Consider the following 24,878-nt stretch of genomic DNA (forward strand, 5'->3'; position numbering starts at 1 on the left):
AAATTATTTAAATATAGTTATTCCTTATTAATAATAATTATTATCTTGACATTTATTTAGTCGAATGGTAGGATTTTTTGTATAGGAAATACATAATAACGAGGAGGACATTAATAATGACACAACGTTTAGTAGGAAAACCAGCTCCAGATTTCACAATGGAAACTGCAGAAGGTAACGGTGTAGACTTCGGAAAAGTTTCATTGTCAGATTATAAAGGAAAATGGTTAATCCTTTTCTTCTACCCTCTTGATTTCACTTTTGTTTGTCCGACTGAAATTACATCTATGAGTAATGCAGTTGAAACTTTGAAGGGCATGAACTGTGAAGTTGTCGGTGCATCTACAGATAGCGTACATTCTCACCGTGCTTGGATCAACACTCCAGTTGACCAAAACGGACTTGGTAAATTAAACTTCCCTCTTGCTTCTGACCTTACAAAGAAAGTTGCAAGCGACTATGGCATTTTAATTGAAGAAGAAGGCGTAGCACTTCGTGGACTATTCATTATCGATCCTGAAGGCGAACTTAAATATCAAGTTGTAAACCATAACAATGTTGGTCGTTCCGTTGATGAAACACTTCGTGTACTTCAAGCGCTTCAATCAGGCGGCTTGTGTGGCATGAACTGGAAACCAGGCGACAAGAACTTAGTTGCTCAATAATAGTACATTTATTGGACAAGAGCTCCTTGTACCGTAGTTATTTACGGCAAGGGGCTCTTTGTACAAGGAAAGAACAAATATTACTTAGCTCATCCATTCTTAGAAAATAAAAAAAATATTATTTGATTAAAGAGGAAATTTATAATGTAATCGCGAATACATTTTCTCAACAATAAATATTTAGTTCATTTCATTTCACTCTTTGAGAAGCGGAAGAGAGGGCGGATATCATGAGCTTTTGCTGCGGTGCTAGTATGATTGGAACGAAGGGAACACTTAAACATTTTCGAACACAAATTAATAATGTACCAATCGTGTTCTGTCCAGTATGTCATCGAGTTGAGGTGCATTATCTAGTTGAACAAGAATATGAGCTATTAGCTGAATTCGCCCACGATGATGGGGCGACAGAAATTGATTTTATGCAATATGTTGAAGAGGACTCTGAGCTTGGATTGTTTGAAAATTGTGTGAACCATGATGAAGAGGATCCGCTTCAGGTAGTGAAAAGTCAGATTGATATGGCGCTCGATTTGTTATCTATAGCTAAGGGAATGCAAGATGAGGCATGGGAAGAAGAACTTAAGAAACGATTAGTTATGCTCAGCTCAAGACGCAGTAAATTAACTCGAAGAAAATCACCCAAAGGTTCTCATAAGTAAGGAAAGATTAATTCAAGCTATTAATTAGGAATGCCCAGGCACGTTATTGTGCCTGGGCATTTGATATTGGTCAATTATTAGTGTTAGTAATGTTTAGGTTTATTCCTTATACTTTGGGTGAGTTTCTTCCATTTATCTTTCTCAGCTAGTTGCGCTCGTTGATCTTCTTTACGAGATAAGTAAGCAAGCTCACGTTGGAGCTTAACATAGTTATCATAGCGTCTACGCTCTAATTCTCCTGATGAGATTGCACCTTGGACAGCACAGCCAGGTTCTGTTCCATGTGCGCAGTCATCAAATCGACAATGCTTAGCTATATCTTCAATATCATCAAAGGCAGTTTGGAGACCGGCTTCACTATCCCACAGTCCAATTTCCCTCATGCCGGGTGTGTCTATGATAAGACCACCTAGATCAAGGGGCATCATTTCACGGTGTGTTGTCGTATGTCTGCCTCGGTCATCACCTGATCGAATAGCTTGGACCAGCATAACACTTTCACCAATCAATCGATTAACAATCGATGACTTACCTACGCCTGAAGAACCTAGTAAAGCGACGGTTTGGCCTTCCGTTAAATAGGGATGTAATTGTTCAAGTCCCTCATCCTGTAGACTCGAGATTGCATGTATGGGTACACCAATGGCGATTTTCTCGATTTCGGCTATTTTCTGTTCGATATCGGAGCATAGATCAGCTTTGCTTAAGACAATTACAGGATTTGCTCCACTTTCCCAAGCGAGAATCAAGTATCTCTCTAAGCGTCCAATATTAAAATCATTGTTTAGTGCATTTACGATAAAAACAGTGTCTATATTCGCAGCCACAATTTGTTCATCTATGACTTGGCCTGCTATTTTACGTGAAAACTTGGTTTTCCGCGTAAGAATGGCATGGATTGTTGCTTTGCCTTCAGCAATCCTTGGACTGACCATAACCCAGTCGCCTACAGCGGGATAATCCTTACGACCATCAGCGTTAAATCGCATTTTGCCAGTGATTTCGGCGTTAAGCTCTCCATACTCTGTAATTATTCGATAAAGTTGCTTCTGCTCAGCTGCAACCCGTCCTGCAATTAGACCGTCTTTATTATTGTCAGTTAATTGTTGTTCATAAAATTTGTTCCAACCTAGTGATGTTAAATTCAAATAGAATTCCTCCATTAAATGTTTTTGGGTAATTGTCGTTACAGAATTCAGCATTATACATATAACATCACTCCTTAAGTAAGTTGATTTAATTAATACGTTATTTTTACTGATTTTTACTTTTTGATAATAACATTTATTTCCTTAGAAAGCGATAGTTATGTGAAGACTATGTTATAATAGTAAATCGGAAATAGTTGACTTAGTAAACTAGAATGAGGTGACATGGTTGTTACTTATAGGTATAAAACGATTTTTTGGAAAAGGCCAATCAGACCTCTCAAATGTGCTTCGAACGAATTTGCCGGAGCAGATCGTTACACAGATCCAGACAGGTAATCTGACATTACGGAATGCCTTTATTGCTGAGCATCAGCAATATGTTGCTAGGACTGCAAGTAAGTTCTATAAACGACATATTAATCCCGCGACTGATGATGAGTTTACAATTGCACTTGCTGCTTTTGATGAAGCTATCAATCAGTACAATTCACAAATGGAAAGATCGTTTCTAGATTTTGCAGGAATGATAATGCAACGCCGTATGGCAGAATACAAGAGTAAAGATAAAGAAATGTTTGTGGAGTCGTTCGTTCATTCCGATACGTATGAGAAACAGAGTGGATTAGCTGAGCGTACAAGTGAAATTTCAAACTTAACTGAGGTGCTGAATGAGTTTGGAATGGAGTTCGCTGAATTAATTGAAGAATCTCCACAGGATGAGGAATTAAGTTTTGAATTATACTCGGCAGCTAGGAAACTAGCAGATGATGCAGAATTAATGAGGCAACTACTAAAAACCAGGAAATTACCGATTAAAGAACTAGCATCTAAAGTAGGGATATCGCGAAAAACGCTTAATCGCCATCAGCATTACATTGTTATATTAGCTATTCTAAATAATGGTCCCTTCCCAGCGCTACGAGCTTATCTAGAGCTCTCTTCTCCTAGGGAAAGGAGGGGGAAAATATGAATAATAGAGGAATCGTTCTTGAAATAGAGGACAACCAGTTAATCATCATGCGTTCAACTGGACAAATTGATCGCATACCTCGTGGTAAGCGTATTTGCGAAGTCGGAGAGGAAATTGTTTATATCATTTCTCCGAAATCATCTATTAAAGGACTTATCATTACTATTATTGGTTTATCTATAGCACTAATAGCTTGTTTCTTCATCATTATCAAGATGACTGGGGCTGCTGCAGGTGATGATATAATTGCTTACGTATCTATAGACGTCAAGCCAAGTATTGAATTAGGTATCGATGAGAATGAAATTGTACGTGAAATACGTGAGATAGGTAAAGACAGTAAAGAATGGATTAGCGACATTAAGTACGAGAACCAAAGTCTTGAAGACGTAACGGCTGCGATTCTGAATAAAGCAGAGAAAGGTTCTCTAGCTGGACGGGAAGGCGATATCGTGGTTGCTGCTGCAATAAAGACAGAGAACGCGAAGATTAGTGACGTTGTTCTGGCAAATAAATTAAATGAGCAAGTGACTAAGCATATCCGAGATACTCATCCGAACAATGCGAGTGAATTTATTGTTTTATCTATGGCAGTTCCGAATGAACTTAGAACAATTGGGAATGTTCAAGGTGTATCTATGGGACAATACGCTATTTATTTGAAAATGAAGTCAAATGGAGACCATATTTCATTTGAGAAAATAAAGGAACAAACTCTTCGCCAGCTTGAAACAGAAGTTAAAGATTTAGTAGCCACACTGACAGCCAATCAAGCCATGAGTAAGGCGGTATTAAGTGAATTATTACAAGATGAAAAAGCAGGTAAATTGGATGAGGATCTATCCAATAAGGGAAGCACGGTAGCACCAACTTCAACTAAGAAGCCTGTTTCGACACCTAAACCTACTATGAAACCATCTATTTCACCATCTCAATCTACTAAACCAACAACGACTCCTACTGGAAGTGCTAAACCTACATTTAAGCCAAGTAGTACAAGTAAGCCGACTGCTACTCCAGAGTCATCCATTAAACCGAGTCCAAGTAAGAATCCCGATTCAAGTCCGAAACCGACATCAACGCCAAAATCAACAGCAACTCCTAAACCAACAACAACACTCAAACCATCATCAACACCCAAACCAACTGATAATCCAAAAGAAAGTGATGAACCTTCTGTTGGATAAGCAAAATCCCGTTTTACGAACCATAGGTTCTGTATAACGGGATTTTTTCCATAAGGTGCTATTCAGATGTTAAGCTTCGACATTACGACTTGCTGCAACTTTTCTTGTCGTTTTACGTTTGTTCGTAATTGCTGTAATATCAGCGACTCGAATCACTAAACGATTAACTTCATCCGTCGTATAGGATAAGTAATCAACTCGCTGAGCCAGATGAGACAGTTCAATACCAATCCATCCTCGTTTACTTGGATGCATAAATAAATCGTGTTTTAATACAGATAGTGAGGCGGCGTTATTATCATGGTGATCTTTCGTTACAGTAGCCACTTTACCAAGTGAGAAGTAGAGCGTTCTATTATCCCAATCAATATACCCATTTTGAAAAGTGATAATCAGTAAATCAGACTCTCTTGACTCGTTTGCTTGAATAATATATTGATCTACCTTGTCTGTATCTTTCCCGGTTCTAATCCACTGCGATGTACGTGAATTAGGAATTAAATAGACGATAATGATTGGGCAAGCACTTGCAATATAAATGAAAATGATAGATTCAAAAACAAAAGCTAGTGAACAAATAACGAGGAAGGCGATAATTGATAATATAAGACCTAAATAATTGTTTTTCACCAATGCATGTTACCTCCTGACATGATAGAATAGAATCCAAAGATAGAGATAATCTTCTCTTTCTCATCTAATCTGTCAATATTTTACCACAATTAAGCTAGGCTTTGAAGTTAGGAAAATAGGTTGTTAATGGGTAGAGGAGATCAGTCAGAATGAATTTAAGCAAACATATACCTATGGTAGCTCGTAAAAATTCGGAGACACGTAAAGGTTTGCGTGTGTTGGTATTTGAAGGAATGGTTGCAACGGTCGTGTTGCAGCTACTAGCAGGTCCATTTCAAACCGGATATTTGCTACATTTAGGAGCTTCATCGAGTCAGGTCGGATTAGTACTTGCGATTACTACGTTTGTTAATATGCTTCAGATTTTCGCTGCTTTCTGGATGCAGAAAAGCATGACGAATCGTAAATTATGGTTGACTGTATTCGGAGCATTACACCGTTATTTATGGGCTGCATGCGGATTAATCCCTTTTTTATTACCTCAAATGTGGTGGGTATCGGCTTATATTGTTCTATATACCTCGGCTTTTGCGTTTAATGCCTTTGGTGCAGTTATTTGGACTACACTAGCAGGCGATATAGTTCCAGCTACGATCCGCGGTCGCTTTTTTGGGATTCGGAATACCTTAATTGGTGCATGGGCGATTGTTGTTGTATTCTTAGGCGGTCAAATATTAAAATGGTATCCGGGTGAACTTGGATATATGATATTGTTTGGAATCTGTGGAGTGTTTGCTGTATTTAATATGATAGCGTATACAATGTATCCTAATGTACCCTTGATGAAGTCCACAGAAACTGATTTTTTGCCAATGATGAAGAAGCCATTTATAGACCGTGCGTTCATGAAAGCTATCGTGTTTCTGTCACTCTGGCTGCTGATCCAAGGGATTGCTGTACCGCTATTTTCTTTTGTTATGCTTAGTGTATTGCATGTGAGTATTGATATTGTATCGATCATTACAGTTGTACAAATGACAATTACAATGATTGCTTATTATATATGGGGTAACCTTAATGCCAAGTATTCAACTCGTAAGGTACTCTATTGGACATTGCCTTTTATAGCTTTATCCTGTATAAGCTGGGTTGGACTAACGATATTGCCGATTTATGTTGTACTTATCACAGCCCATTTGTTCTTAGGAATTGGACTTGGAGGGTATAATCAATTAGTATTCAATTTTATTATTGGTGATACACCTAAGAGCGAGCGTCCGATGTTTATTGCGATTTATTCAGCTCTAACAGGCTTTGCAGCATTCCTAGGACCACTCATAGGTGGCTGGCTTTATGGCTTGTTTGATAATTCTCCGAGATGGATCCAATCTTATGGTATAGCCTTTACCGCTGGATGCTTATTGCTTCTATTAGCATTAACATTAGGCCGAGTGATTTTTGGTTCGGAGAGCCATTTATCGAAACAATAGGATGAGGATCTAGCCCTATTTCAGGTATTATGAAATTGATTCATTTGTCCCTAAATAAATTCAAGGAGAGATTAACTATATGTACGAAAATGAACAATCCTATTTAAACTTATGCAAACATGTATTAGAGAATGGCACAGTAAGGGAAGATCGGACAGGAACGGGTACGATCAGTACGTTTGGATATCAAATGAGATTTGATCTGAGTAAAGGTTTTCCTCTTCTAACAACGAAGCGAGTTCCATTCAAATTAATTGCAAGTGAGCTTCTGTGGTTTATTAAAGGAGATACCAATATTAAGTATCTATTAGAGAATAACAATAATATATGGAACGAATGGGCTTTCAAAAAGTGGGTTGAGAGCTCGGACTATCAAGGTCCTGATATGACTAACTTTGGGCTTCGTTCTCTTGAAGATGAGGCGTTTAAGGCGGAGTATGAAGAGCAACTCGAGAAATTTAAACAGCTCATTGTAGAAAATAATGAATTTGCTCAGAAATACGGCGAGCTTGGGAATGTATACGGTAAGCAGTGGCGAGCATGGAAGACTTCTACAGGTGAAGTTATTGATCAGCTGAAACAAGTGATTGAAGACATTAAGAAGAATCCTTCTTCCAGACGTTTAATCGTAACTGCATGGAACCCAGAGGATGTACCAACGAATATGGCGCTTCCACCTTGTCATAGTTTATTCCAATTTCATGTATCTGACGGAAAGTTATCTTGCCAGTTATATCAAAGAAGTGCTGATATTTTCCTCGGAGTTCCATTTAATATTGCAAGTTATTCGCTACTCACGCATTTAATTGCTCAGGAGTGTAATTTACAGGTTGGAGAGTTCATTCATACACTAGGGGATGCACATATTTACTTGAATCATATCGAACAAGTGAAGATTCAACTTAGTAGAGATCCTAGGGAATTACCTGTTTTGAATATTAACGAAGATCTACAAAGTATCTTTGAATGTGAGATGGAGCATTTAACCATTGAGAACTATAATCCCCATCCTACAATTAAAGCACCTATTGCCGTATAAAGGAGGCTATTCAGAATGAGCATATCTTATATTGTGGCTATGGATCGTAATCGTGTAATTGGGCGAGAAAATCAGCTGCCATGGCGTCTACCAGCAGATTTGAAATTTTTCAAGAATACGACTATGGGACATACGATCGTCATGGGGCGTAAAACTTATGAGTCTATTGGAAAGCCTCTACCTGGTCGTACGAACGTCATTATGACGCAGAACCGTGATTATGAGGCCCCAGGATGCGTGATCGTGCATTCCATAGAAGAATTAATGGATCGGTATGGAGATGAAGAAGTATTCGTCACCGGAGGATCGGAGCTGTTTAGACTCTTTATGCCTTATGTAGATAAAATGTACATAACGCGGATTGAGCATGAATTCGAAGGTAATACCGTTTTCCCAGAGTTCGATGAACAGCAGTGGGAGATCACATGGAGTGAACAGGGAATTAAAGATGAGAAGAACCCTTATACGTACTTTTTTCAAAAACATGAGAAGAAATGAAGCTATCCCAAAGGTCATGATAAAAGACTGACGGACGCCTCACTTTAACAAAGAGAAACCTTACCAATGGATAATGTTAAGAGGACCTAACATTAATTCATAGGAGAGGTTTCTTTTTTGTCCAATCATATTCTATGGACCAACTTAGCTTACCGAGGGTGAAGAGATTATCGCTTGAGGTCAAATGTATAGATTCGATCTAGAGGATAGCTGCCCGATGTTCTGAATTTTGTGGCACCCGACTCGAATAATACGTACAGCATATTATCATGCTCTACAATTCCTTCTGTCATCGGAGGACCTGTGATGGTTTCGATATGATTTTTACTATCTAAGAACCATAAAGGCACTTGTTTAGTTCCAAAATCTACCTGTTTATGCGGCTTCTCAGCAAGAGTATTCTTATGGAAGACGAGAGAGCCATCTGTATTTCGACCAAAGGATTCACTTACAATGATTTTGTCTGATCGTACAGTCATTCCTTGAATTCGGTTAGGTATTGCAAGCACATAGTCTGGTACAGTAACATCTTCTTCTATTTTCTTATTAGGAGGAAGATCCGTTTGTTCATCCAGTTTGAATCCTTCCGCCCAAGCGCGATATTCTGCATCGTCACGGTTCGTTATATAGTGCTTTGGACTCGTAGGGTAATCAGCGGTTCCGTTGGCAAATTCGCCAACCCACAGTACTCCATCTGCGTAGGAAGTGTACGAAGCTCTTAAATCTGTCTTAAAGCTTCCTTGGAAATAGATCTTATCTTCCTTAGCGCTCTGGATCAGATCTTCCTTCTTCATGTAGTACATATTACTATTGGAGGAAATCCAAACATATTTGCTGCTTACTGCTACGCCTCCTGCATGTTCGTTGTACGCCTGTTTATCCGCATTATAGAGTTGAAGGGATTTAACAAGCTCTCCGGTTTTAGCATCGACGACAGTCAGTATACTCGGGCTTTTATCTTCACGATAGTAGGATACTAGAATCCAGTTCTGCTCTTTCATATAAGCAATACCTTGTGGAATATAATCCTGAAGGAGTCCAGGTACAATAGGTCCAGGCTTAGCTAACTTTAAGAATGGTTCGAATTCTGGTTTATTCACACGTACTTTAATATTCGTGTCTTCTTGTGTAATGACCGATAGATCTGGTTTTTTCTCAGTAGGCTCCGATGTAGTTGCAGCTGAAGGAGAAGCTACTACAGAAGCTGCTGCAGAAGCAGTAGGTGCTACGGTTTCAGCTGACTGATTTCCTGATTTGGAACAACCAGTTATAACGGTTAACAGTAATAAAGAAATGGTAAATACCTTTGTAATCCGCTTCATCGTACCCTCCATAGCTATTATTCTGCTGAAATAATCGAACGTAATTGTGCAGGGAAGTTCGTAATGATACCAGAGACACCATAGGAAATTGCTTGTTTCATTTCCTTCTCTTCATTAATCGTATAAGGGAATACTTTCAAACCATGTGTAATGGCATCGGTAATATCCTCTGGATCGATGTTGTGAAAATTAGGATGCAAGGAATACACAGGAACTCCCAATAGTTTTGCAACCTCACGATGTTGGTTGAAGTTACAGTTATAGATCAGTCCAATTCTCACATTAGGTTCTGACTGTTTCAGAAACTGAAGTGTTTTAAAATTAAATGAAGACAAAATTACATTGTCTACACGGTTTTTCCTCTTCAATAATTCGAGTAATTTGGGTTCAAGCTGGCGGCCATAGGATTGTTTAACTTCGATATTAATCACGATATGAGGAGGGACTAAATCGAACACTTCCTCAAGCAGAGGAAGCCGTTCTCCTTCGTATTGCTCATGAAACCAACGACCTGCATCCACTTTCTTCAATTCAGATACGGTCATCTCGTTAATATATCCTGTGTGATCTGTTGTTCTATCAAGTGTAGCATCATGACAGACGATGATTTCACCATCTTTGGATAGATGAATGTCAAGCTCAAAAGCATTACAGCCGTGATCCAAACCAAGCTGGAACGCTGCCATAGTATTTTCAGGGGCTTGTCCCATACTTCCGCGATGGGCCATGATCAGAAAGTCTGAATTTGTCATTGGTAGTTCTCCTTCAATTACTTAAAATATAAGAACTTATATCGCCAGGCTCCTAAGTTCTTAAGTATTTCTCGCAGAAACTTGACCGTCTTATATAGACGGCAGAACCGTTTCTACTTAAATGTAGAATTAGCCATTGCAGCGACAATATGTTTCTGAGCGAATATGAATACCAGAACAATTGGTAGAATGACCATGATGCTCGCAGCACTGATGTAGTGGAAATTAAGTGCTTCATCACCTGCGACAGCTTCTCTCATCATCGCGATCCCTACAGTTAGAACTCGCATTGTATTGGAGTTCGTCATAACTAGCGGCCAGAAATAGGAATTCCAGCTGGAGATGAAGGTTAGTACAACGAGTGTACTAATGGTAGGCTTCGCCATAGGTACTAATATGCCATAGAGAATACGTAGACGACCGGCTCCGTCTACACGAGCAGCTTCGATTACATCATTATTAATAGATTTAAAGGTTTGTCTGAGTAGAAAAATCGCATATGCGGAAGCAGCATGAGGAATGATTAGCGCTGCATATGTATTTAACCAACCAACTTTAGCAAGCATGACATAAACGGGAACAAATATTACTTGATCAGGTACGATCAAAGCAGCAAGGATTAATAAGAAGAGTTTATCTCTGCCCCAGAAATTGCCCTTTGCAAAAGCAAACGCCGTGAAGATGGCGATATTAATTTGAAAAAACAGAATTCCAGCTGTTTGTATGACTGTATTGAGGAAGAAACGGTCAAATGGAGCCGTTTTAAATGCATTTACATAGTTAGACCAATTAAATACCTCAGGCCAGAAAGATGGAACTGCTAGTCTTAGCTCATGAGTTGACTTCAAAGAAGTAACAAGTAGCCAATAGATTGGGAAGAACATAATTATAGTTACAATAAGTGCTAATACTAATTGTAGGGTTTTAGAAATTCGGAATGTCATCTATCTGCCTACCCTTCATAGTGAACTCGTTTATTAGATACTACAAATTGTACGATTGTTAATACAATGATAATCAGGAAGAAAATAATGACGAGTGCAGATGCTCTACCTGTCTTAAATTCTTTGAATGCCATCTCATAAATCCAGTAGACCATGGCTTTGGTGGTATCGAGTGGTCCCCCAAAAGTCATAATGTTAACGGATTGGAATACTTGCATGGATGAAATAAAGTTCGTTACAACCAAGAATAATGTAGTTGGCGAAAGCAATGGAAGCGTGATTTTGAAAAACTGTCTTACTTTGCTTGCCCCGTCAATGCTAGAAGCTTCATAATATTCGAGTGGAATTCCACGAATTCCAGCAATGAAGATCAGCATAGCGAATCCTACGCTTTTCCATAAGGATACAGTGATTAGCGACCACAAAGCTGTTTTGGGATTGTTAAGCCAATTGACAGGGTCTAATCCAAACCATCCAATGACCATATTAGCTAAGCCGTATTGGGAGTTAAAGATCCAGACAAAGATCATGGCAGCAATAACCATAGAGATGTAATACGGCATAAACACGATCATACGCATAAAACCATATATTTTTTTGGTCGAATTAAGCAAAAGTGCTAATAGAAGACCGATCACAAGTGTTAATATAACGTCGATAAACGTATAAGAAAAAGTAACTTTTAACACGTTGTAGAAGTCGTCATTAGTCAGAAGCTTCTCGTAATTTTCAAGGCCAATGAACTTTTTAGCAGGCTTCGTCATGTTCCAGTTCGTAAAGCTGATATAAAGTGAATAAAGAAGTGGATAGTACACAAAAACACCTAGGAAAAACAGAGCAGGGACAGCAAACGAAAAATCCATTAATTTATCAAAAAACTGGTAGTTTAATTTTTTATGCTTTGTGTGTGTTTGTAAATTCACACTCTTTGATGTTTCCATTCACTAACCTCATTTCATACAAATATCCTTTGAAGAAGTGTAGGTGCGAAATGAAATTCGCACCTACAGTTGCTAATTCTCTAGTTTATAGATCGTCTAGTACTTCATTCATTTTGGTAGCAGCTTCCTTCATAACTGTTTCAGGGTCTGCCTTCTCAAGCACTATTTTAGCCATTGCATCTTTGTAGAAGTTACTTAATTCTGTATAAACAACGTGCTGCAAGCGAGGTGTTACATTATCAAAGTTATCTAGAACTGCTTTATATTGCGGCCATGTTTCTTGATATTTCTTACCTTCTTCAGATGCTACTGAAGATTTATGAGTTGGTAAGTATCCAACTTTCTCTGCCCATTGAATGTTAAATTCAGCAGAGGTCATATGTTTAATGAATTTCCATGCAGCTTCTTTCTGATTGTCCTTGGCACCTGACATCATGACGATACCAGCACCACCGATGTTAGCAATACGCTTTTTATCCCCTGGAATGAAAGATACGCCAACTTCAAATTTAGCATTTTCTACATAAGTTTTGATAATTGAAGAAGAATGCTGTACCATTGCGATTTTTTCCTCTAAGAACATTTGACGCATAGTATCAGAAGCACCTTTACCTACGCCAATATGCATGGAGCCTTCATCAAACCATTTTTTGAAGTTCTTAATGTAACGTAAGCTTTCTGGTGAATCAATATTTGATTTGGTCATGTCTGCATTAAGGATTGAACCGCCACCGTTAATCATCCACGGGTCATAGTTCCATACGTCCCAACCAGGTACTGAGAATGCATAACGAGTTGTTTTGCCGCCTTCTTTGACAGTAGCTTTCTGATTGAACGCTTCAATCTCGTCCCAAGTTTGTGGAGGTGTAATTCCTAATTTATCGAACAAGGTTTTGTTATAGATGTTAACGCTTGTACTAACGATTAGTGGGAAACCAAATTGCTTTCCATTATATGCATAAGCAGCTAGCATGCCTTGGGAGAAATCAGCAGTATCAACTTTATCACGTTTGATGTAACCATCTAGATTCTCGAAAGCACCGCCTTCTGAGAAGGTTGCTAGTGAAGCAACTTCAACGTTCGTTACAGCAGGTACATCTTTTGCTGCAATCGCTGCTTGAAGCTTTTGGTGTAAATCGGCATAAGCACCTTGGAAGACCGGCTCAACTGTGATATGAGGATATTTCTTTTTGAATTCCTCGATCATAAAGTTAACGCCTTTCATTTGTGCTTCAGCATGAGCATGCCAATACTGAATCGTTACAGGTGTTGTATCTTCAACAACAGCAGGTGCTGGTGTTGCTTCTCCTGCATTCGAACCAGCTGTTGAATTTGATCCTGAGCCAGAACAAGCTGCTGTGACCATGAGCATCACAAGTGTTAACAACGTGAACAACTTTTTCATTGTAATCTCCCCCAAAATGAATTTTTATTAAAATTACACAAATAATTCTCTAGGTACTGAACACTATAAGCTTTATTTGTAAATTATAATCCGTGAATTTGTAAGATTAATGCTATAAATGCTCTGGATAAATCACAACCTTCCAAAAATTACTAATAATCTGATAAAAATAAAAAAAACCGAAGGAGCCTATTACTTTTCTTTGTACTACAAAGAAAAGTAGATAAGTTCTCTGGGTCTTCTCATTTTCTCCACCCGGAGCGTAAATAGGTTTTCTTGAAAGCGTTTGCTGATAGTAAGTATATGTTAAGAATGTTTATAACGTCAACTAAAATGTAAAAATTGTGAATAATTATTTTTTTATGTTTAGAGAAAATAACGAAAATCTAAGATGTGATAATAAATTTAGAAAACCTCTTGTCAAGATTGCTTAATAAATGTAATATTTTGATTGTTCAAATTAAATAGTTTGGGTAGAGATAATGAGAACCCTTTACATGATTTAGCACTTCTTATAATGGAAGCGCTATTATGTCTTGGGTTCTCATTAATTTTATATAGAATAGGAGGTTCAGATAAGTAACTATTTAATTTTTACGTAATTTTGATAAATACATTAATTTAAATTTACACAAGCATTCTATACTAACCTGAGCAAGTTGCTATATTCTAAGGGGGAAAATCATGAAAAAATTAGTGGTATTAATGTTTGCAATCGTACTTATTATTTCTGCGTGTAGCAAAGGGGATTCAGGGAAGTCTACCCAAGGAAGTGCGGCTCCTAGTGGATCGACAGCTCCTCAAAAAGATAAGAAAGAAGGCGGAGACAGCGGTAAAGCTGTTGATCTCGAATTCTTTTTCCCAGTTGCTGTAGGTGGTCCAATCACTAAAATTATTGATGCATTGGCTAAAGATTTTGAAAAAGAAAATGAAAATATTAAAATCAAACCTATCTATGGTGGAAGCTACCAAGATACGGTTACGAAGGTTATGACGGCTGTTCAAGGAAATAATGCACCAGATATCGCGGTTCTATTGTCAACTGACTTATATTCCTTATTGCAAATGAATGCAATTGAGGAATTGACACCGAGATTCTCTAAAGAGTATTTGGGTGGATTCTATGAAGCTTTTATGGGTAATACCAAATCGGGTGATAACGTATGGAGTATCCCATTCCAACGTAGTACGATCGTTCTATATTACAACAAGGAAATGTTCAAGAAGGCTAACTTAGATCCAGAGAAAGCACCAGCGAATTGGACTGAGATACGAGACTTTGCAAGTAAGCTGACCGTTAAAGATAGTCAAGGTAAAGTGTCACAATGGGGTATTGAAATCCCAAGTACGGGTTATCAATACTGGATGCTGCAAGCAATGTCTCTCCAAAGTGGGGAGAATATCATGTCTAATGATGGCAAACAAGTATTCTTTAATAAGCCTCATGTTGAGGAAGCACTACAAATGTATATGGATTTAGGCCAAAAGGATAAAGTTATGCCAGAAGGTACTTTGGAGTGGGCAACGGTTCCTTCAGATTTTATCAGTGGAAAAACAGCTATGATGTTCCATACAACTGGTAATCTGACGAAAGTGAAGACGGATGCGAAGTTTGATTTTGGCGTGTCTTTCTTGCCTGCTAACAAACAGTATGGCTCACCGACTGGAGGCGGTAATTTATACGTCTTCAAGGATATCCCAGAAGAAAACAAAAAAGCAGCTGTTAAGTTTATTGAATTTCTAACTCAGCCTGAGCGTGTGGCTCAATGGTCTATCGATACAGGATATGTAGGCACTACCAAAGCAGCTTATGAAACTGATCTACTAAAAAAATATGTAGAAGGATTCCCTCAAGCGAAAGTTGCAAGAGATCAACTTCAATATGCACATAGTGAATTGTCCACTTATCAAAATGGACAAGTGACGAAATTGTTTAACGATAACATTCAGGCTGCTTTGCATAGCAAGATGAGCGCAAAAGAAGCTCTAGAAAAATCGCAAACACAAGCAGATCAAATTTTGAAGAACTTTAAGTAGTTCATTTTGAATTCTAATATTGGCGACACGGTCATGAAAGCTATGGCGAGTGTCGCCAAATACTTACTAGGTTAATTTAAGGACGTCGAAGCCGTATCTACTTGTAGGAGGCAGAAAAATGAAGATATATGGGCTGAAAAAGATCATGGTTATGGCAATGATCGTTACAATGCTACTTAGTATGTTAAATGTTCCAATGCAAACTGTTTATGCAGAGAGCAATAGTGTGTCTGATCTGGTCATCACTGAAATTGTGCCTAATTCTTCTGGGGCGGGGCAGCTTTATGAGTATGTGGAAATTTATAATACAACTTCCCATCGAATTGATTTAAATGGTTATCAATTACAATACTTCACGACGGATTTTGCAAAACCAGCAAACAAATGGACGATTTCTAATAAGAGCATAGAGGCTAATAGTGCCTTGGTATTATGGCTTAAGAAGCTGAAGGATCCAGATGTATATGTTCCTTTAGAGGATTTTAATGCGAATTATCAGGTCAACTTGTTAACAGAACAAGTATTTGAAGTGAAATTGACGACAACTGCACAAGGTTTGGCGGATACATCGAAGAGAAGAGTGGCTATTACTGGCGCTGACCAGACTTTGATTACTGCAGCTTACTATAACTCTGATGTGACTACTGATGGAGCAAACAGCAATCGAGACAAAAGTGTGACTTATAGATACTCGGGTAGTATGGACATGGAGAAAATCGCTAATGGTCAAACAGCTACTCCAGGGATCTTAGCTACTGGTCAGATAGTGGGTCCAGAGGCGCCAACTAATTTATCTGCCCAGCCAGATAATGGAGCAGTTAATTTAACATGGACTTCTAGTGTCAGTGCAGATGCATATCATGTTTATTACTATTCTCTAGGTGATACAAGCCATGAGGTGCAGGTAACAGCATCGAATACATCAGCACAGCGAATTGAAAATCTGACCAATAATACAGAATATATATTTTGGGTTACTGCAGTAGCAGGTGGAGAAGAGTCCTCATCCTCATCATTTGCAAAGGTAATGCCGAAGGCGCCAATCGATGTGATTCCACCTTCCGAACCTACAGGTCTGACAGCAGAGCCAGGTACGAATCGAATTCTCTTAAGCTGGAATCCGGTTAGTGACTCCAATCTTGCGGGTTACAAAGTCTATGTTGATGGTGTTTTATATCAAACCTTATCAGCAGCAGAGAATCAAATTGGCATTGGTTCATTAAATAAGAATCAGGAATTTGAATTCAGCGTATCCTCGTTTAATCATTCGGGTATCGAATCCGAACACATGGCAGTAATCAAGGCAAAACCATCGGATCGCCTTCCAGAGCTGCTCATATCGGAGTTAGTAGCGGATACCGACAATTACGAAGGATTTGATGCATTTGAATATATCGAGCTCTATAATGCAAGTGATCTGGAAATTGATTTACAAGGATATAAAGTAATAGCTGGCTGGGAAAAGGTGATTGACCGATCAGTAAAGGTAGGATCTGGCGAGAGCGTAGTGCTTTGGACGAGAAGGGCAGAAATTGCTCCTATTTCGTTAGAAGCGTTTAACAGCTACTATTTCAATTCCTATACAAGCAAATATCTTTCCGAAGATCAACTTAACATCATTCATAATGTTGGCGGATTGGTTAACGGTGGTGGTAACGTTACAATTCAGGATCCGAGTGGATATGAAGTTAGCAAGGCTAGTTATGCGAAAGCTGATGTGCCACTGAATAGAAGCGCGATCTATAGCTACCCAATTGATGGTGGTATAGAAATGGTGCTTCAGGCAGGTAATCAGGCTATGACACCTGGAACACTTGCCCCAGATCAGGCACCGGAGAAGAGCAAGCAAGATGATGTGAAGCCACAGACGCCAAGCAATGTACAAGCAGTTGCTGGTAACGGTGTAGTGCTACTTCAATGGTCACCAAATCATGAGTCAGATATTTTCAAGTACAACATCTATAAGGATGGTATTCTGGAGCATTCGGTTCCTGCATCTAAGCAGGAATTTAGGGTATATGAACTGATTGGAAATAAAGCTTACACATTTGAGGTGTCTGCTGTAGATACCTCTGATAATGAATCTGATAAATCAGCTCCGCAATCTGTAATGCCGTTACATCAACAGATCACGCAAGTGCAAAGGTCGATTAACAACATGGATAGTAAATATAAGGCGGTATGGGATATAGGAGAAGATGGTCCGGTAATCCCTGGACTTCCACAGGATTTGGTACCACAAGCCCTAGCTTATTATGAAGATATGAATTGGATGCTCGTCGTCTCTTACATGACGGATGGCAGACCAACGACTCTTTCAATTCTTGATGCTGCAACAGGGGATTTGATTAAGTCAGTTGTTCTTTATCAGCAGAATGGTGAGCCTTATACAGGTCATGCTGGTGGGATCGCGATTAGTAAAGACTACGCTTGGATTTCTTCGAATTCCTCTTTATTTAAGATCAAGCTTGATACACTCATTCAGGCACAAGATAATGACGAGGTTACCTTTATTGAGCGAATCAGTGTACCCGTCAATGCGTCCTATACAACATTTGCAGATGGTATTCTTTGGGTAGGTGAATTCTATGAGGCATCCTACACAGTAGATCCTTCTCATACGCAAACGACACGAACAGGCGAACAGCATAAGGCTTGGACTGTCGGCTACAAGCTCGATCAGGATACGGACTCTCATGAGCAACTAGTAGGTGATAGAACTGAAAAGGCTGTACCTGATTTCATTTTATCAGTTCGAGAGAAAGTGCAAGGTGTTGTTGTAAGAGGGGATAGTATTATTCTGAGCACTTCTCTTGGAAGAAATAAAGATAGCAACTTGTTTAGATACAACAATCCATTAGGAGAAGAAGCTCATTTTACCGCGACAGTGGGAACAACTGAGGTTCCAGGCTGGTTCCTTGACGGACTATCCGCGAAGCCAAATAATAGTAATTTGACTATCGTCCCTATGGCTGAAGGTATCATCGATATTGGTGATGATCTCTATGTTGTACTAGAGTCTGGGGCTAACAAGTACAGGTACACGACGACTTATATTATGGACACGATGTTGAAGCTGAATCTGAATCAGTGGGATCAATACGGGGTAGCATCGATTAACGGCATTCCTTCGAATATGAAGATTGGAGAGAATGCTAGGGCAAGTGTTCTTGAGGCACGTGGCAAATCAGCACCAATCGACTTAACCGCATCCTACATCTTTGCAAGTAGCGATGAGACAATTGCTGAGATCACTTCTACAGGTGGAATTACGGCCAAGAGTCAAGGCGATGTGACGATTACTGCAACAAATGGTACTAACACTTTAACGTTTCAACTTAGCGTTGCCAAGACCCCTGCACCAGTAATTAGTACAATCAAATTGGCACAGGGCCAAATCAATAAAACGACTAAGGTGACAGGCTTACAGGAAGGTGTGACATACAAGTATTTGAAGGGTAAAGCGGGTTCTGTGGTTCAACCCAGCATCGGTGATCTACCAGACAAATATACTGCTACGTTAACAGCCTCAACGAATATAGAAGTGAAGAAGGATGATCACATCTTCATTGTAGAGCTTGATCAAAACGGCAAAATTGTAAGATGGGCAGATTTTAAAGTAGCCAAGAACGATATTAAGCATGGTAATGGACCCAAAAAGCCAGGCCAAGGTAAACCATAAAAATTTAATTATTGCATATACATTCGTTTGGCCAGAGACAATGAGAGGCCACGGTTACATATTTGAACTCTATCAATTAAATGGTAGGTCTATATGCATACGTGGTTTCTTCGTGTCTCATGATTATATTTATTAGCTTAGAAATGGGGAATTTCATTGACACAACGTAGTTTAAGCACAAAAGGGAGAATTAACTGGAAAGAAAATCTATTTGCCTATGCGCTACTTTTCCCGTCACTTGTGTTTCTTGCTTTGTTTACGTTTTATCCAATTATTAAATCCATTTATTTGAGTTTCCAAAGTTCTACGTTCGGTGCACAGACATTTGTGGGATTTGATCAATACTCGCAGGTTTTTCAAGATGAGATTTTTTATAAAGTTCTCACAAATAATATGCTACTCGCTATTGGGACGGTGCCAGCAAGTATTCTATTAGCTATTTACTTAGCTATATGGGTAAATAACAAAATGAAAGGGACGGGTATTCTTAGAGCAGCTTTCTTCTACCCGACTCTCATACCCATGATTGCGATCGCCAATATCTGGTTGTTTATTTACACCCCAGATTACGGACTACTCGATAAATTTCTAAATTTGTTTGGGATTGACAGTCCCAATTGGTTGGGAAGTCCGTCTTGGGTTATGTTTGCAATGATGTTTATGCTTATTTGGAAGGAAGCTGGATTCTTCATGCTTTTTTATTTGGCTGGTCTCCAAAATTTACCCGGTGAAGTCTATGAAGCAGCTAAAATGGAGGGTGCGCGTCCTTTTCAGGTATTCCGCAAAATCACATTCCCATTGTTAATGCCTACAACCTTGTTCGTTATGGTTATTGCAACTACAAATGCATTTAAGATGGTAGATCACCTGTACATCATGACCAAAGGCGGTCCTGACAATGCAAGTAACCTACTGTTATTCCACATTTATGAGACTGCGTTTAGTTTCTGGGATATGGGTAGAGCTTCCGTATTAACCGTAGTTCTTCTTGTCATACTACTTGCTATATCGATCTTTAATTATGCCTACTTAGATAAGCGAATCCATTACTAGGAAAGGGGAGGTTATCACATTATGAATTATATTGTTAATCGAATTATTATCATCCTAATAGGAATTATATTCATCGTACCGCTTGTATGGACAATTGTTACATCATTTACTCCTTCGAGTGAAGTAATTACTAGAGTTAACCCTTTTGCGATTGAAAGCCCGACATTTTCTAACTATACTGCAGCATGGGATACCATTCCTTTTCTTCAGTATTATTACAATACAATTGTTATTGTTCTTGGTATTTTAGTGGTACAGTTGTTTACAGTGACACTAGCGGCTTATGCCTTTGCTAGATTGAATTTTATTGGACAGAGCATTATGTTTATCGTCTTTTTAACACAGATTATGATTCCGCCTGATATTCTAATTTTTCCGAACTATGCAATAATGAAAGAGTTAGGATTAGTAGATTCTAAACTAGCCATTATGCTGCCTTATTGGGCATCTGCATTCGGTGTGTTTTTACTAAGGCAAACGTTCAAGCAGATCCCAATTGAACTTGATGATGCGTCTAGAGTAGATGGATGCAAATGGTATCAAACGTTATGGCATGTGTATTTACCTTCAGCTAAACCTACCTATATTGCTTTTGGATTAATTTCCGTAAGCACACATTGGAGCAATTTTATGTGGCCGCTCGTTGTTACCAATTCGGTTGAATCTCGTCCGTTAACCGTAGGAATCGCGATTTTTGCTCAATCATTCGAGACAGGTGCGCAGTGGGGAACTGTTACAGCGGCTACTATTCTTGTCATTACACCGCTACTTGCAGGATTCTTATTTTTTCAAAGACAGTTTGTGGAAAGCTTCATGCACTCTGGCATTAAGTAGGAGGTTCTAATGGAAATTATCTTGATGGGAACCGCATGTGCGGCTTCTGGAATTGAGCGAGACAATACGTATTTACTACTGCAGCAACCCGAGTCGTGCACGCTAATCGATGTCGGTGGTAACCCACTTGGCAAATTAAAAAAAGTGGGGATTCCAACGCATCATATTAAGCGTGTCGTGCTTACACATTTTCACATTGATCATATTTACGGCTTGCCTTCTCTATTATGGGGGATGTGGATCGATGGTCGTAGAGAACCATTAGACATCTATTGCACAGAGGAGAAACGAGGATGGTTGGAAGATTGGCTGTCATTGATGCAAATGAGTGAGTGGCCATGTTCATTTGAGGTTCGGATCAATTCGTTTGACTGGATGAAGCCGTCTCTTATTTGGCATAACGATGATTTATCATTGTCGGTATTCCCTAGCAGCCATGGCCAAGTACCTACGGTTGGGATCAAGGCCATATATAAAGATCAGGTAGTTGTATACTCATCCGATACTTCTATTAATCTAAAGTTAAATGAGATCCCGAAGATTGATTTACTTATTCATGAAGCAACGACAGCTTACAAGTCCTCGTCTTCACATAGTTGTCTACAAGATATAGTCCATTCGTACAATTTTGATGCAATCGATAAACTAGTAATCGTTCATGTAACAGATAATGAACCCTATAATGAGGTATTAAACGGATTAATTGCTGAGGTTCGGTCGAAGGTTTCAGTGGGGCAGGATTTGATGACTTTCACCCTTGAATAAGAGGTTTATATTGGTGAGCAAATAGATTATTTTGGTAATTTAGTCTACCTCTTTTAGTAGATTATAGACATTTTAGTTAGTACAGCATATAATAGTGTGTAAATTACATGAGTAAATGGGTGGAGACATTAGAGGACCCTTTTGCCGAAAACGCACTGTTAGTGCGTATTTCGCCTGCAAAAGGGTCTTTTTTGTGTGTGTTCTTCTTGGTTCCACTGACGTGATGATATGGGTTTTCACAAAAATGGAGGGAACTGAAATGGAATTATTTTCTGTTAATGATCGATTAAGCTATTTGAGCACAATGGCTGAGCAAGAATTAGATTTATTCGTCATTGGTGGAGGGATCACCGGAGCAGGTATCGCTTGGGATGCAAGTGTAAGGGGGATGAAGGTAGGTCTCGTTGAGATGAATGACTTTGCTTCAGGTACAAGCAGTCGTTCAACGAAATTGATTCATGGTGGACTTAGATACTTGAAGCAAGGCGAGGTTAGACTCGTTCAGGAGGTTGGCTCAGAGCGTGCACTATTACATAAGAGTACACCCTATTTGGTAGATCCAATCCCAATGCTACTGCCTATTTATAAGAAAGGAACTTATGGTTATTTCGCAAGTTCGATTGGCTTGTACATTTATGATTGGCTGGCAGGCGTCAAAAGAAGTGAGCGTCGCAAAATGTTTGGTCGCATAGAAACTATGAAACTAGAACCTTTGTTTAAAACCGAAGATCTTAAGGGTTCCGGATACTATTATGAATATCGCACAGATGATGCGCGATTAACGGTCGAAATTATTAAGAGTGCTAAAAATCGGGGAGCTGCAATCTCCAATTATGCCATGGTAACCGATTTTATTTATAAGAACGGTAAAGTAGTAGGTGTGAAGGTTAAAGAAAGAATTAGTGGGGGAAAATTCGATATTTATGCGAAGAAGATTGTTAATGCAGCGGGTCCTTGGGTCGATGAGCTGCGGAAAAAGGATAACTCCCTTAAAGGAAAGCATTTGCTACTAACAAAGGGAATTCATCTTGTTGTAGATGCCAAGCGACTACCTATTAAGCAAGCAGCGTATTTTGATGTACCTGATGGTCGAATGATCTTTGCTATCCCTCGTGGCAGTAAAACCTATATTGGGACGACAGATACCTTATATGAAGGAAACCCTGAAGATCCAAGAATAAGCAGTGATGATCGCAAATACTTAATTGATGCTGTTAATGCGGCGTTCCCAACGGTTCGATTACAGGAATCTGATATTGAATCAGGTTGGGTAGGACTTCGTCCGCTTGTACATGAAGAAGGTAAAAGTCCATCTGAAGTTTCTCGCAAGGATGAAATGTTCGTATCTGAGCGCGGTCTAATTACGATAGCGGGAGGCAAATTAACAGGCTTCCGTAAAATGGCAGAGAAAGTAGTGAATTTAGTTTCAGCGCAGCTCCGAGACGAGGAAGGAAGAATATTTCCGCCATGCACGACGAATCGTGAACTAATCAGTGGAGGAATTTCGCAAGACGGGGAATCATTCGAGCAGAACAGAACTAGACTCGTAGAAGCTGGCGAAATACTTGGACTTAATAAAGAACAAGTACTAGACTTACTTACCCGTTATGGCTCAAATACAGGCGATGTATATCGTTATTTGCAAGCTATACAGGTCGAGTCTTTATCTAGCACTTTACTTGCGGATCAAGTGCTTCGTGCAGAAGTTATGTATTGTGTGGAGCATGAGATGACAGTTACGGCTTGTGACTTTCTCCTAAGAAGAACAGGTTGGGTATTGTTTGATCGGTTCAAAGCAGAACATGTCATGGAATCGGTTCTATTCATGATGGCAGAATTGCTTGCATGGGATTCATCGGAAATAAATAGACAGCGTGCTTTAGTAATCGAGCAGATGAAGATTGCACGGGGAGAATAGAATTAAAAGTCAGAAGACATCTTGTCACTCATATGGCGAATATGCAATAATAGCGTTAATTAAAATGAATAAGCCGGGTAGAGACCATGAGAACCCATTGCATGATGATACACTTCCTAATTTAGGAGGCGTTATTGTGCGATGGGTTTTTTGGTATTAAGAAACGAAACGCAAGGGGGAAACATAGTGAATCAATATTCAGGTTATATTTTTGATTTGGACGGTACAATTTATCTAGGTGATGAATTGATTCCCGGTGCATTAGAGACAATCGAATACTTGCAGTCTCAGAATAAGAAGGTATTGTTTTTAACCAATAAAACGATAGATTCAAGAGAAAAATATGTAGCGAAGCTTAATAAGCTTGGTATTCGTGTGGGGCTCGAGCATTTATTGAATCCAGCACTAGTTACGATTCATTACCTGAAGGATCACCATCCTGGAGCTAAGGTTTATGTAATTGGAGAAGATATCTTAAAGCAAGAAATGCTTCAGAATGGTATTGTGTTTGCTAACTCACCTGCTGAAACAGATGTTGTTGTCGTTTCATGGGATCGCAATTTCCACTATGATCATTTGGATTTTGCTTATCAATCTATTAAACAAGGAGCTGCCGTAATCGCAACTCATCCGGACCGTACATGTCCGATGCCTGGTGGAGATGTTCCAGACTGTGGCGGTATGATGGGGGCAATTGAAGGAACGACAGGACAGAAGATCGATATCATCATGGGTAAGCCTTCTATTCTAACGGCTAACACAGCTCTCGCTCTACTGGAGCTTTCAGCAGAGCAATGCTTAATGGTAGGAGATCGTCTGGAAACGGATATTCGAATGGGAATTAATGCAGGTATGGGTGCAGCTTTAGTTCTAACAGGCATAACAAGTCAAGCAGATGTTGAAGCTGCTACACAAAAACCAACTTATATATTGGATTCGGTTTATGATATCCTTAAATCATCCGTCGTGTACAATCCTAGTGAATAATGT

Annotated in this window: 21 protein-coding genes; 14 read left to right on the forward strand and 7 right to left on the reverse strand. The window is 39.2% G+C overall.

Annotated elements, in window-relative coordinates; translation table 11 throughout:
* Positions 1-116: 116 nt before the first annotated feature.
* The gene (locus AC1DOK_RS08855; protein WP_477553891.1) at positions 117-665 is read left to right on the forward strand and encodes a peroxiredoxin; all 549 of its coding nucleotides are present in this window, start codon (positions 117-119) and stop codon (positions 663-665) included.
* A gap of 230 nt (positions 666-895) precedes the next feature.
* Positions 896-1,327 (forward strand): hypothetical protein, encoded by a 432-nt coding sequence (locus AC1DOK_RS08860; RefSeq protein ID WP_477553892.1) that lies wholly within the window; start codon positions 896-898, stop codon positions 1,325-1,327.
* Positions 1,328-1,410: 83 nt separating this feature from the next.
* Here AC1DOK_RS08860 and rsgA read toward each other — a convergent pair whose 3' ends face one another.
* On the reverse strand, positions 1,411-2,475 hold the full coding sequence (rsgA, locus tag AC1DOK_RS08865; RefSeq protein WP_477553893.1) for a ribosome small subunit-dependent GTPase A: 1,065 nt from the start codon (positions 2,473-2,475) through the stop codon (positions 1,411-1,413).
* 229 nt (positions 2,476-2,704) lie between these two features.
* Here rsgA and AC1DOK_RS08870 point away from each other — a divergent pair, with 229 nt between their 5' ends.
* Both AC1DOK_RS08870 and AC1DOK_RS08875 read left to right on the forward strand, forming a co-directional pair.
* Positions 2,705-3,448, forward strand: coding sequence for a sigma-70 family RNA polymerase sigma factor (locus tag AC1DOK_RS08870; protein WP_477553894.1), 744 nt, complete (start codon positions 2,705-2,707; stop codon positions 3,446-3,448).
* A complete protein-coding gene (locus tag AC1DOK_RS08875; RefSeq protein ID WP_477553895.1) occupies positions 3,445-4,635 on the forward strand; it encodes an anti-sigma-I factor RsgI family protein in 1,191 nt (396 codons plus the stop codon). The genes AC1DOK_RS08870 and AC1DOK_RS08875 overlap by 4 nt, the downstream gene beginning before the upstream one ends.
* 69 nt (positions 4,636-4,704) lie before the next feature.
* Here the strand turns inward: AC1DOK_RS08875 and AC1DOK_RS08880 are convergent, their stop codons facing one another.
* Positions 4,705-5,268 (reverse strand): hypothetical protein, encoded by a 564-nt coding sequence (locus AC1DOK_RS08880; RefSeq protein WP_477553896.1) that lies wholly within the window; start codon positions 5,266-5,268, stop codon positions 4,705-4,707.
* A 149-nt stretch (positions 5,269-5,417) separates the two neighbouring features.
* Between AC1DOK_RS08880 and AC1DOK_RS08885 the strand changes: the two genes are divergently transcribed.
* The 3 genes from AC1DOK_RS08885 to AC1DOK_RS08895 all read left to right on the forward strand — a co-directional run bounded on the left by AC1DOK_RS08885 (position 5,418) and on the right by AC1DOK_RS08895 (position 8,235).
* A complete protein-coding gene (locus AC1DOK_RS08885; RefSeq protein ID WP_477553897.1) occupies positions 5,418-6,698 on the forward strand; it encodes an MFS transporter in 1,281 nt (426 codons plus the stop codon).
* Positions 6,699-6,777: 79 nt separating this feature from the next.
* A complete protein-coding gene (locus AC1DOK_RS08890) occupies positions 6,778-7,737 on the forward strand; it encodes a thymidylate synthase (RefSeq protein WP_477553898.1) in 960 nt (319 codons plus the stop codon).
* A gap of 15 nt (positions 7,738-7,752) precedes the next feature.
* Entirely contained in the window at positions 7,753-8,235 is a 483-nt protein-coding gene (locus AC1DOK_RS08895) for a dihydrofolate reductase (protein WP_477553899.1), read from the forward strand.
* 167 nt (positions 8,236-8,402) lie between these two features.
* Here AC1DOK_RS08895 and AC1DOK_RS08900 read toward each other — a convergent pair whose 3' ends face one another.
* The 5 genes from AC1DOK_RS08900 to AC1DOK_RS08920 all read right to left on the reverse strand — a co-directional run bounded on the left by AC1DOK_RS08900 (position 8,403) and on the right by AC1DOK_RS08920 (position 13,599).
* Positions 8,403-9,557, reverse strand: coding sequence for a hypothetical protein (locus AC1DOK_RS08900; protein ID WP_477553900.1), 1,155 nt, complete (start codon positions 9,555-9,557; stop codon positions 8,403-8,405).
* A 17-nt stretch (positions 9,558-9,574) separates the two neighbouring features.
* Positions 9,575-10,309, reverse strand: coding sequence for a glycerophosphodiester phosphodiesterase (locus AC1DOK_RS08905; protein WP_477553901.1), 735 nt, complete (start codon positions 10,307-10,309; stop codon positions 9,575-9,577).
* A gap of 113 nt (positions 10,310-10,422) precedes the next feature.
* Positions 10,423-11,253 (reverse strand): carbohydrate ABC transporter permease, encoded by an 831-nt coding sequence (locus tag AC1DOK_RS08910; RefSeq protein ID WP_477553902.1) that lies wholly within the window; start codon positions 11,251-11,253, stop codon positions 10,423-10,425.
* A gap of 8 nt (positions 11,254-11,261) precedes the next feature.
* A complete protein-coding gene (locus tag AC1DOK_RS08915) occupies positions 11,262-12,116 on the reverse strand; it encodes a carbohydrate ABC transporter permease (RefSeq protein WP_477554121.1) in 855 nt (284 codons plus the stop codon).
* Positions 12,117-12,279: 163 nt separating this feature from the next.
* Complete coding sequence (locus tag AC1DOK_RS08920; RefSeq protein ID WP_477553903.1) at positions 12,280-13,599, reverse strand: extracellular solute-binding protein; 1,320 nt, start codon at positions 13,597-13,599, stop codon at positions 12,280-12,282.
* A 684-nt stretch (positions 13,600-14,283) separates the two neighbouring features.
* Between AC1DOK_RS08920 and AC1DOK_RS08925 the strand changes: the two genes are divergently transcribed.
* The 7 genes from AC1DOK_RS08925 (at position 14,284) to AC1DOK_RS08955 (ending at position 24,875) form a co-directional block, all read left to right on the forward strand.
* The gene (locus AC1DOK_RS08925) at positions 14,284-15,636 is read left to right on the forward strand and encodes an ABC transporter substrate-binding protein (protein ID WP_477553904.1); all 1,353 of its coding nucleotides are present in this window, start codon (positions 14,284-14,286) and stop codon (positions 15,634-15,636) included.
* 118 nt (positions 15,637-15,754) lie between these two features.
* A complete protein-coding gene (locus AC1DOK_RS08930; RefSeq protein WP_477553905.1) occupies positions 15,755-19,318 on the forward strand; it encodes a lamin tail domain-containing protein in 3,564 nt (1,187 codons plus the stop codon).
* Between the two features lie 156 nt (positions 19,319-19,474).
* Positions 19,475-20,371: a carbohydrate ABC transporter permease gene (locus AC1DOK_RS08935; RefSeq protein ID WP_477553906.1), complete on the forward strand. Its 897-nt coding sequence runs from the start codon at positions 19,475-19,477 to the stop codon at positions 20,369-20,371.
* 21 nt (positions 20,372-20,392) lie between these two features.
* Complete coding sequence (locus tag AC1DOK_RS08940; protein WP_477553907.1) at positions 20,393-21,205, forward strand: carbohydrate ABC transporter permease; 813 nt, start codon at positions 20,393-20,395, stop codon at positions 21,203-21,205.
* A 9-nt stretch (positions 21,206-21,214) separates the two neighbouring features.
* Positions 21,215-21,970: an MBL fold metallo-hydrolase gene (locus AC1DOK_RS08945; RefSeq protein ID WP_477553908.1), complete on the forward strand. Its 756-nt coding sequence runs from the start codon at positions 21,215-21,217 to the stop codon at positions 21,968-21,970.
* 259 nt (positions 21,971-22,229) lie between these two features.
* Entirely contained in the window at positions 22,230-23,888 is a 1,659-nt protein-coding gene (locus AC1DOK_RS08950; protein ID WP_477553909.1) for a glycerol-3-phosphate dehydrogenase/oxidase, read from the forward strand.
* A gap of 186 nt (positions 23,889-24,074) precedes the next feature.
* Complete coding sequence (locus tag AC1DOK_RS08955) at positions 24,075-24,875, forward strand: HAD-IIA family hydrolase (RefSeq protein WP_477553910.1); 801 nt, start codon at positions 24,075-24,077, stop codon at positions 24,873-24,875.
* Positions 24,876-24,878 lie beyond the last annotated feature (3 nt).

The organism is Paenibacillus sp. P5_B5, assembly GCF_056400365.1.

What these genes read in the sequence shown, in the direction of transcription:
- AC1DOK_RS08915 (WP_477554121.1), bottom strand. Translation starts at nt 12,116, where the DNA reads ATGGATTTTTCGTTTGCTGTCCCTGCTCTGTTTTTCCTAGGTGTTTTT.
- AC1DOK_RS08885 (WP_477553897.1), top strand. Translation starts at nt 5,418, where the DNA reads ATGAATTTAAGCAAACATATACCTATGGTAGCTCGTAAAAATTCGGAG.
- AC1DOK_RS08905 (WP_477553901.1), bottom strand. Translation starts at nt 10,309, where the DNA reads ATGACAAATTCAGACTTTCTGATCATGGCCCATCGCGGAAGTATGGGA.
- AC1DOK_RS08855 (WP_477553891.1), top strand. Translation starts at nt 117, where the DNA reads ATGACACAACGTTTAGTAGGAAAACCAGCTCCAGATTTCACAATGGAA.
- AC1DOK_RS08900 (WP_477553900.1), bottom strand. Translation starts at nt 9,557, where the DNA reads ATGAAGCGGATTACAAAGGTATTTACCATTTCTTTATTACTGTTAACC.
- AC1DOK_RS08860 (WP_477553892.1), top strand. Translation starts at nt 896, where the DNA reads ATGAGCTTTTGCTGCGGTGCTAGTATGATTGGAACGAAGGGAACACTT.
- AC1DOK_RS08940 (WP_477553907.1), top strand. Translation starts at nt 20,393, where the DNA reads ATGAATTATATTGTTAATCGAATTATTATCATCCTAATAGGAATTATA.
- AC1DOK_RS08920 (WP_477553903.1), bottom strand. Translation starts at nt 13,599, where the DNA reads ATGAAAAAGTTGTTCACGTTGTTAACACTTGTGATGCTCATGGTCACA.
- AC1DOK_RS08925 (WP_477553904.1), top strand. Translation starts at nt 14,284, where the DNA reads ATGAAAAAATTAGTGGTATTAATGTTTGCAATCGTACTTATTATTTCT.
- AC1DOK_RS08910 (WP_477553902.1), bottom strand. Translation starts at nt 11,253, where the DNA reads ATGACATTCCGAATTTCTAAAACCCTACAATTAGTATTAGCACTTATT.
- AC1DOK_RS08875 (WP_477553895.1), top strand. Translation starts at nt 3,445, where the DNA reads ATGAATAATAGAGGAATCGTTCTTGAAATAGAGGACAACCAGTTAATC.
- AC1DOK_RS08945 (WP_477553908.1), top strand. Translation starts at nt 21,215, where the DNA reads ATGGAAATTATCTTGATGGGAACCGCATGTGCGGCTTCTGGAATTGAG.
- AC1DOK_RS08890 (WP_477553898.1), top strand. Translation starts at nt 6,778, where the DNA reads ATGTACGAAAATGAACAATCCTATTTAAACTTATGCAAACATGTATTA.
- AC1DOK_RS08930 (WP_477553905.1), top strand. Translation starts at nt 15,755, where the DNA reads ATGAAGATATATGGGCTGAAAAAGATCATGGTTATGGCAATGATCGTT.
- AC1DOK_RS08895 (WP_477553899.1), top strand. Translation starts at nt 7,753, where the DNA reads ATGAGCATATCTTATATTGTGGCTATGGATCGTAATCGTGTAATTGGG.
- AC1DOK_RS08950 (WP_477553909.1), top strand. Translation starts at nt 22,230, where the DNA reads ATGGAATTATTTTCTGTTAATGATCGATTAAGCTATTTGAGCACAATG.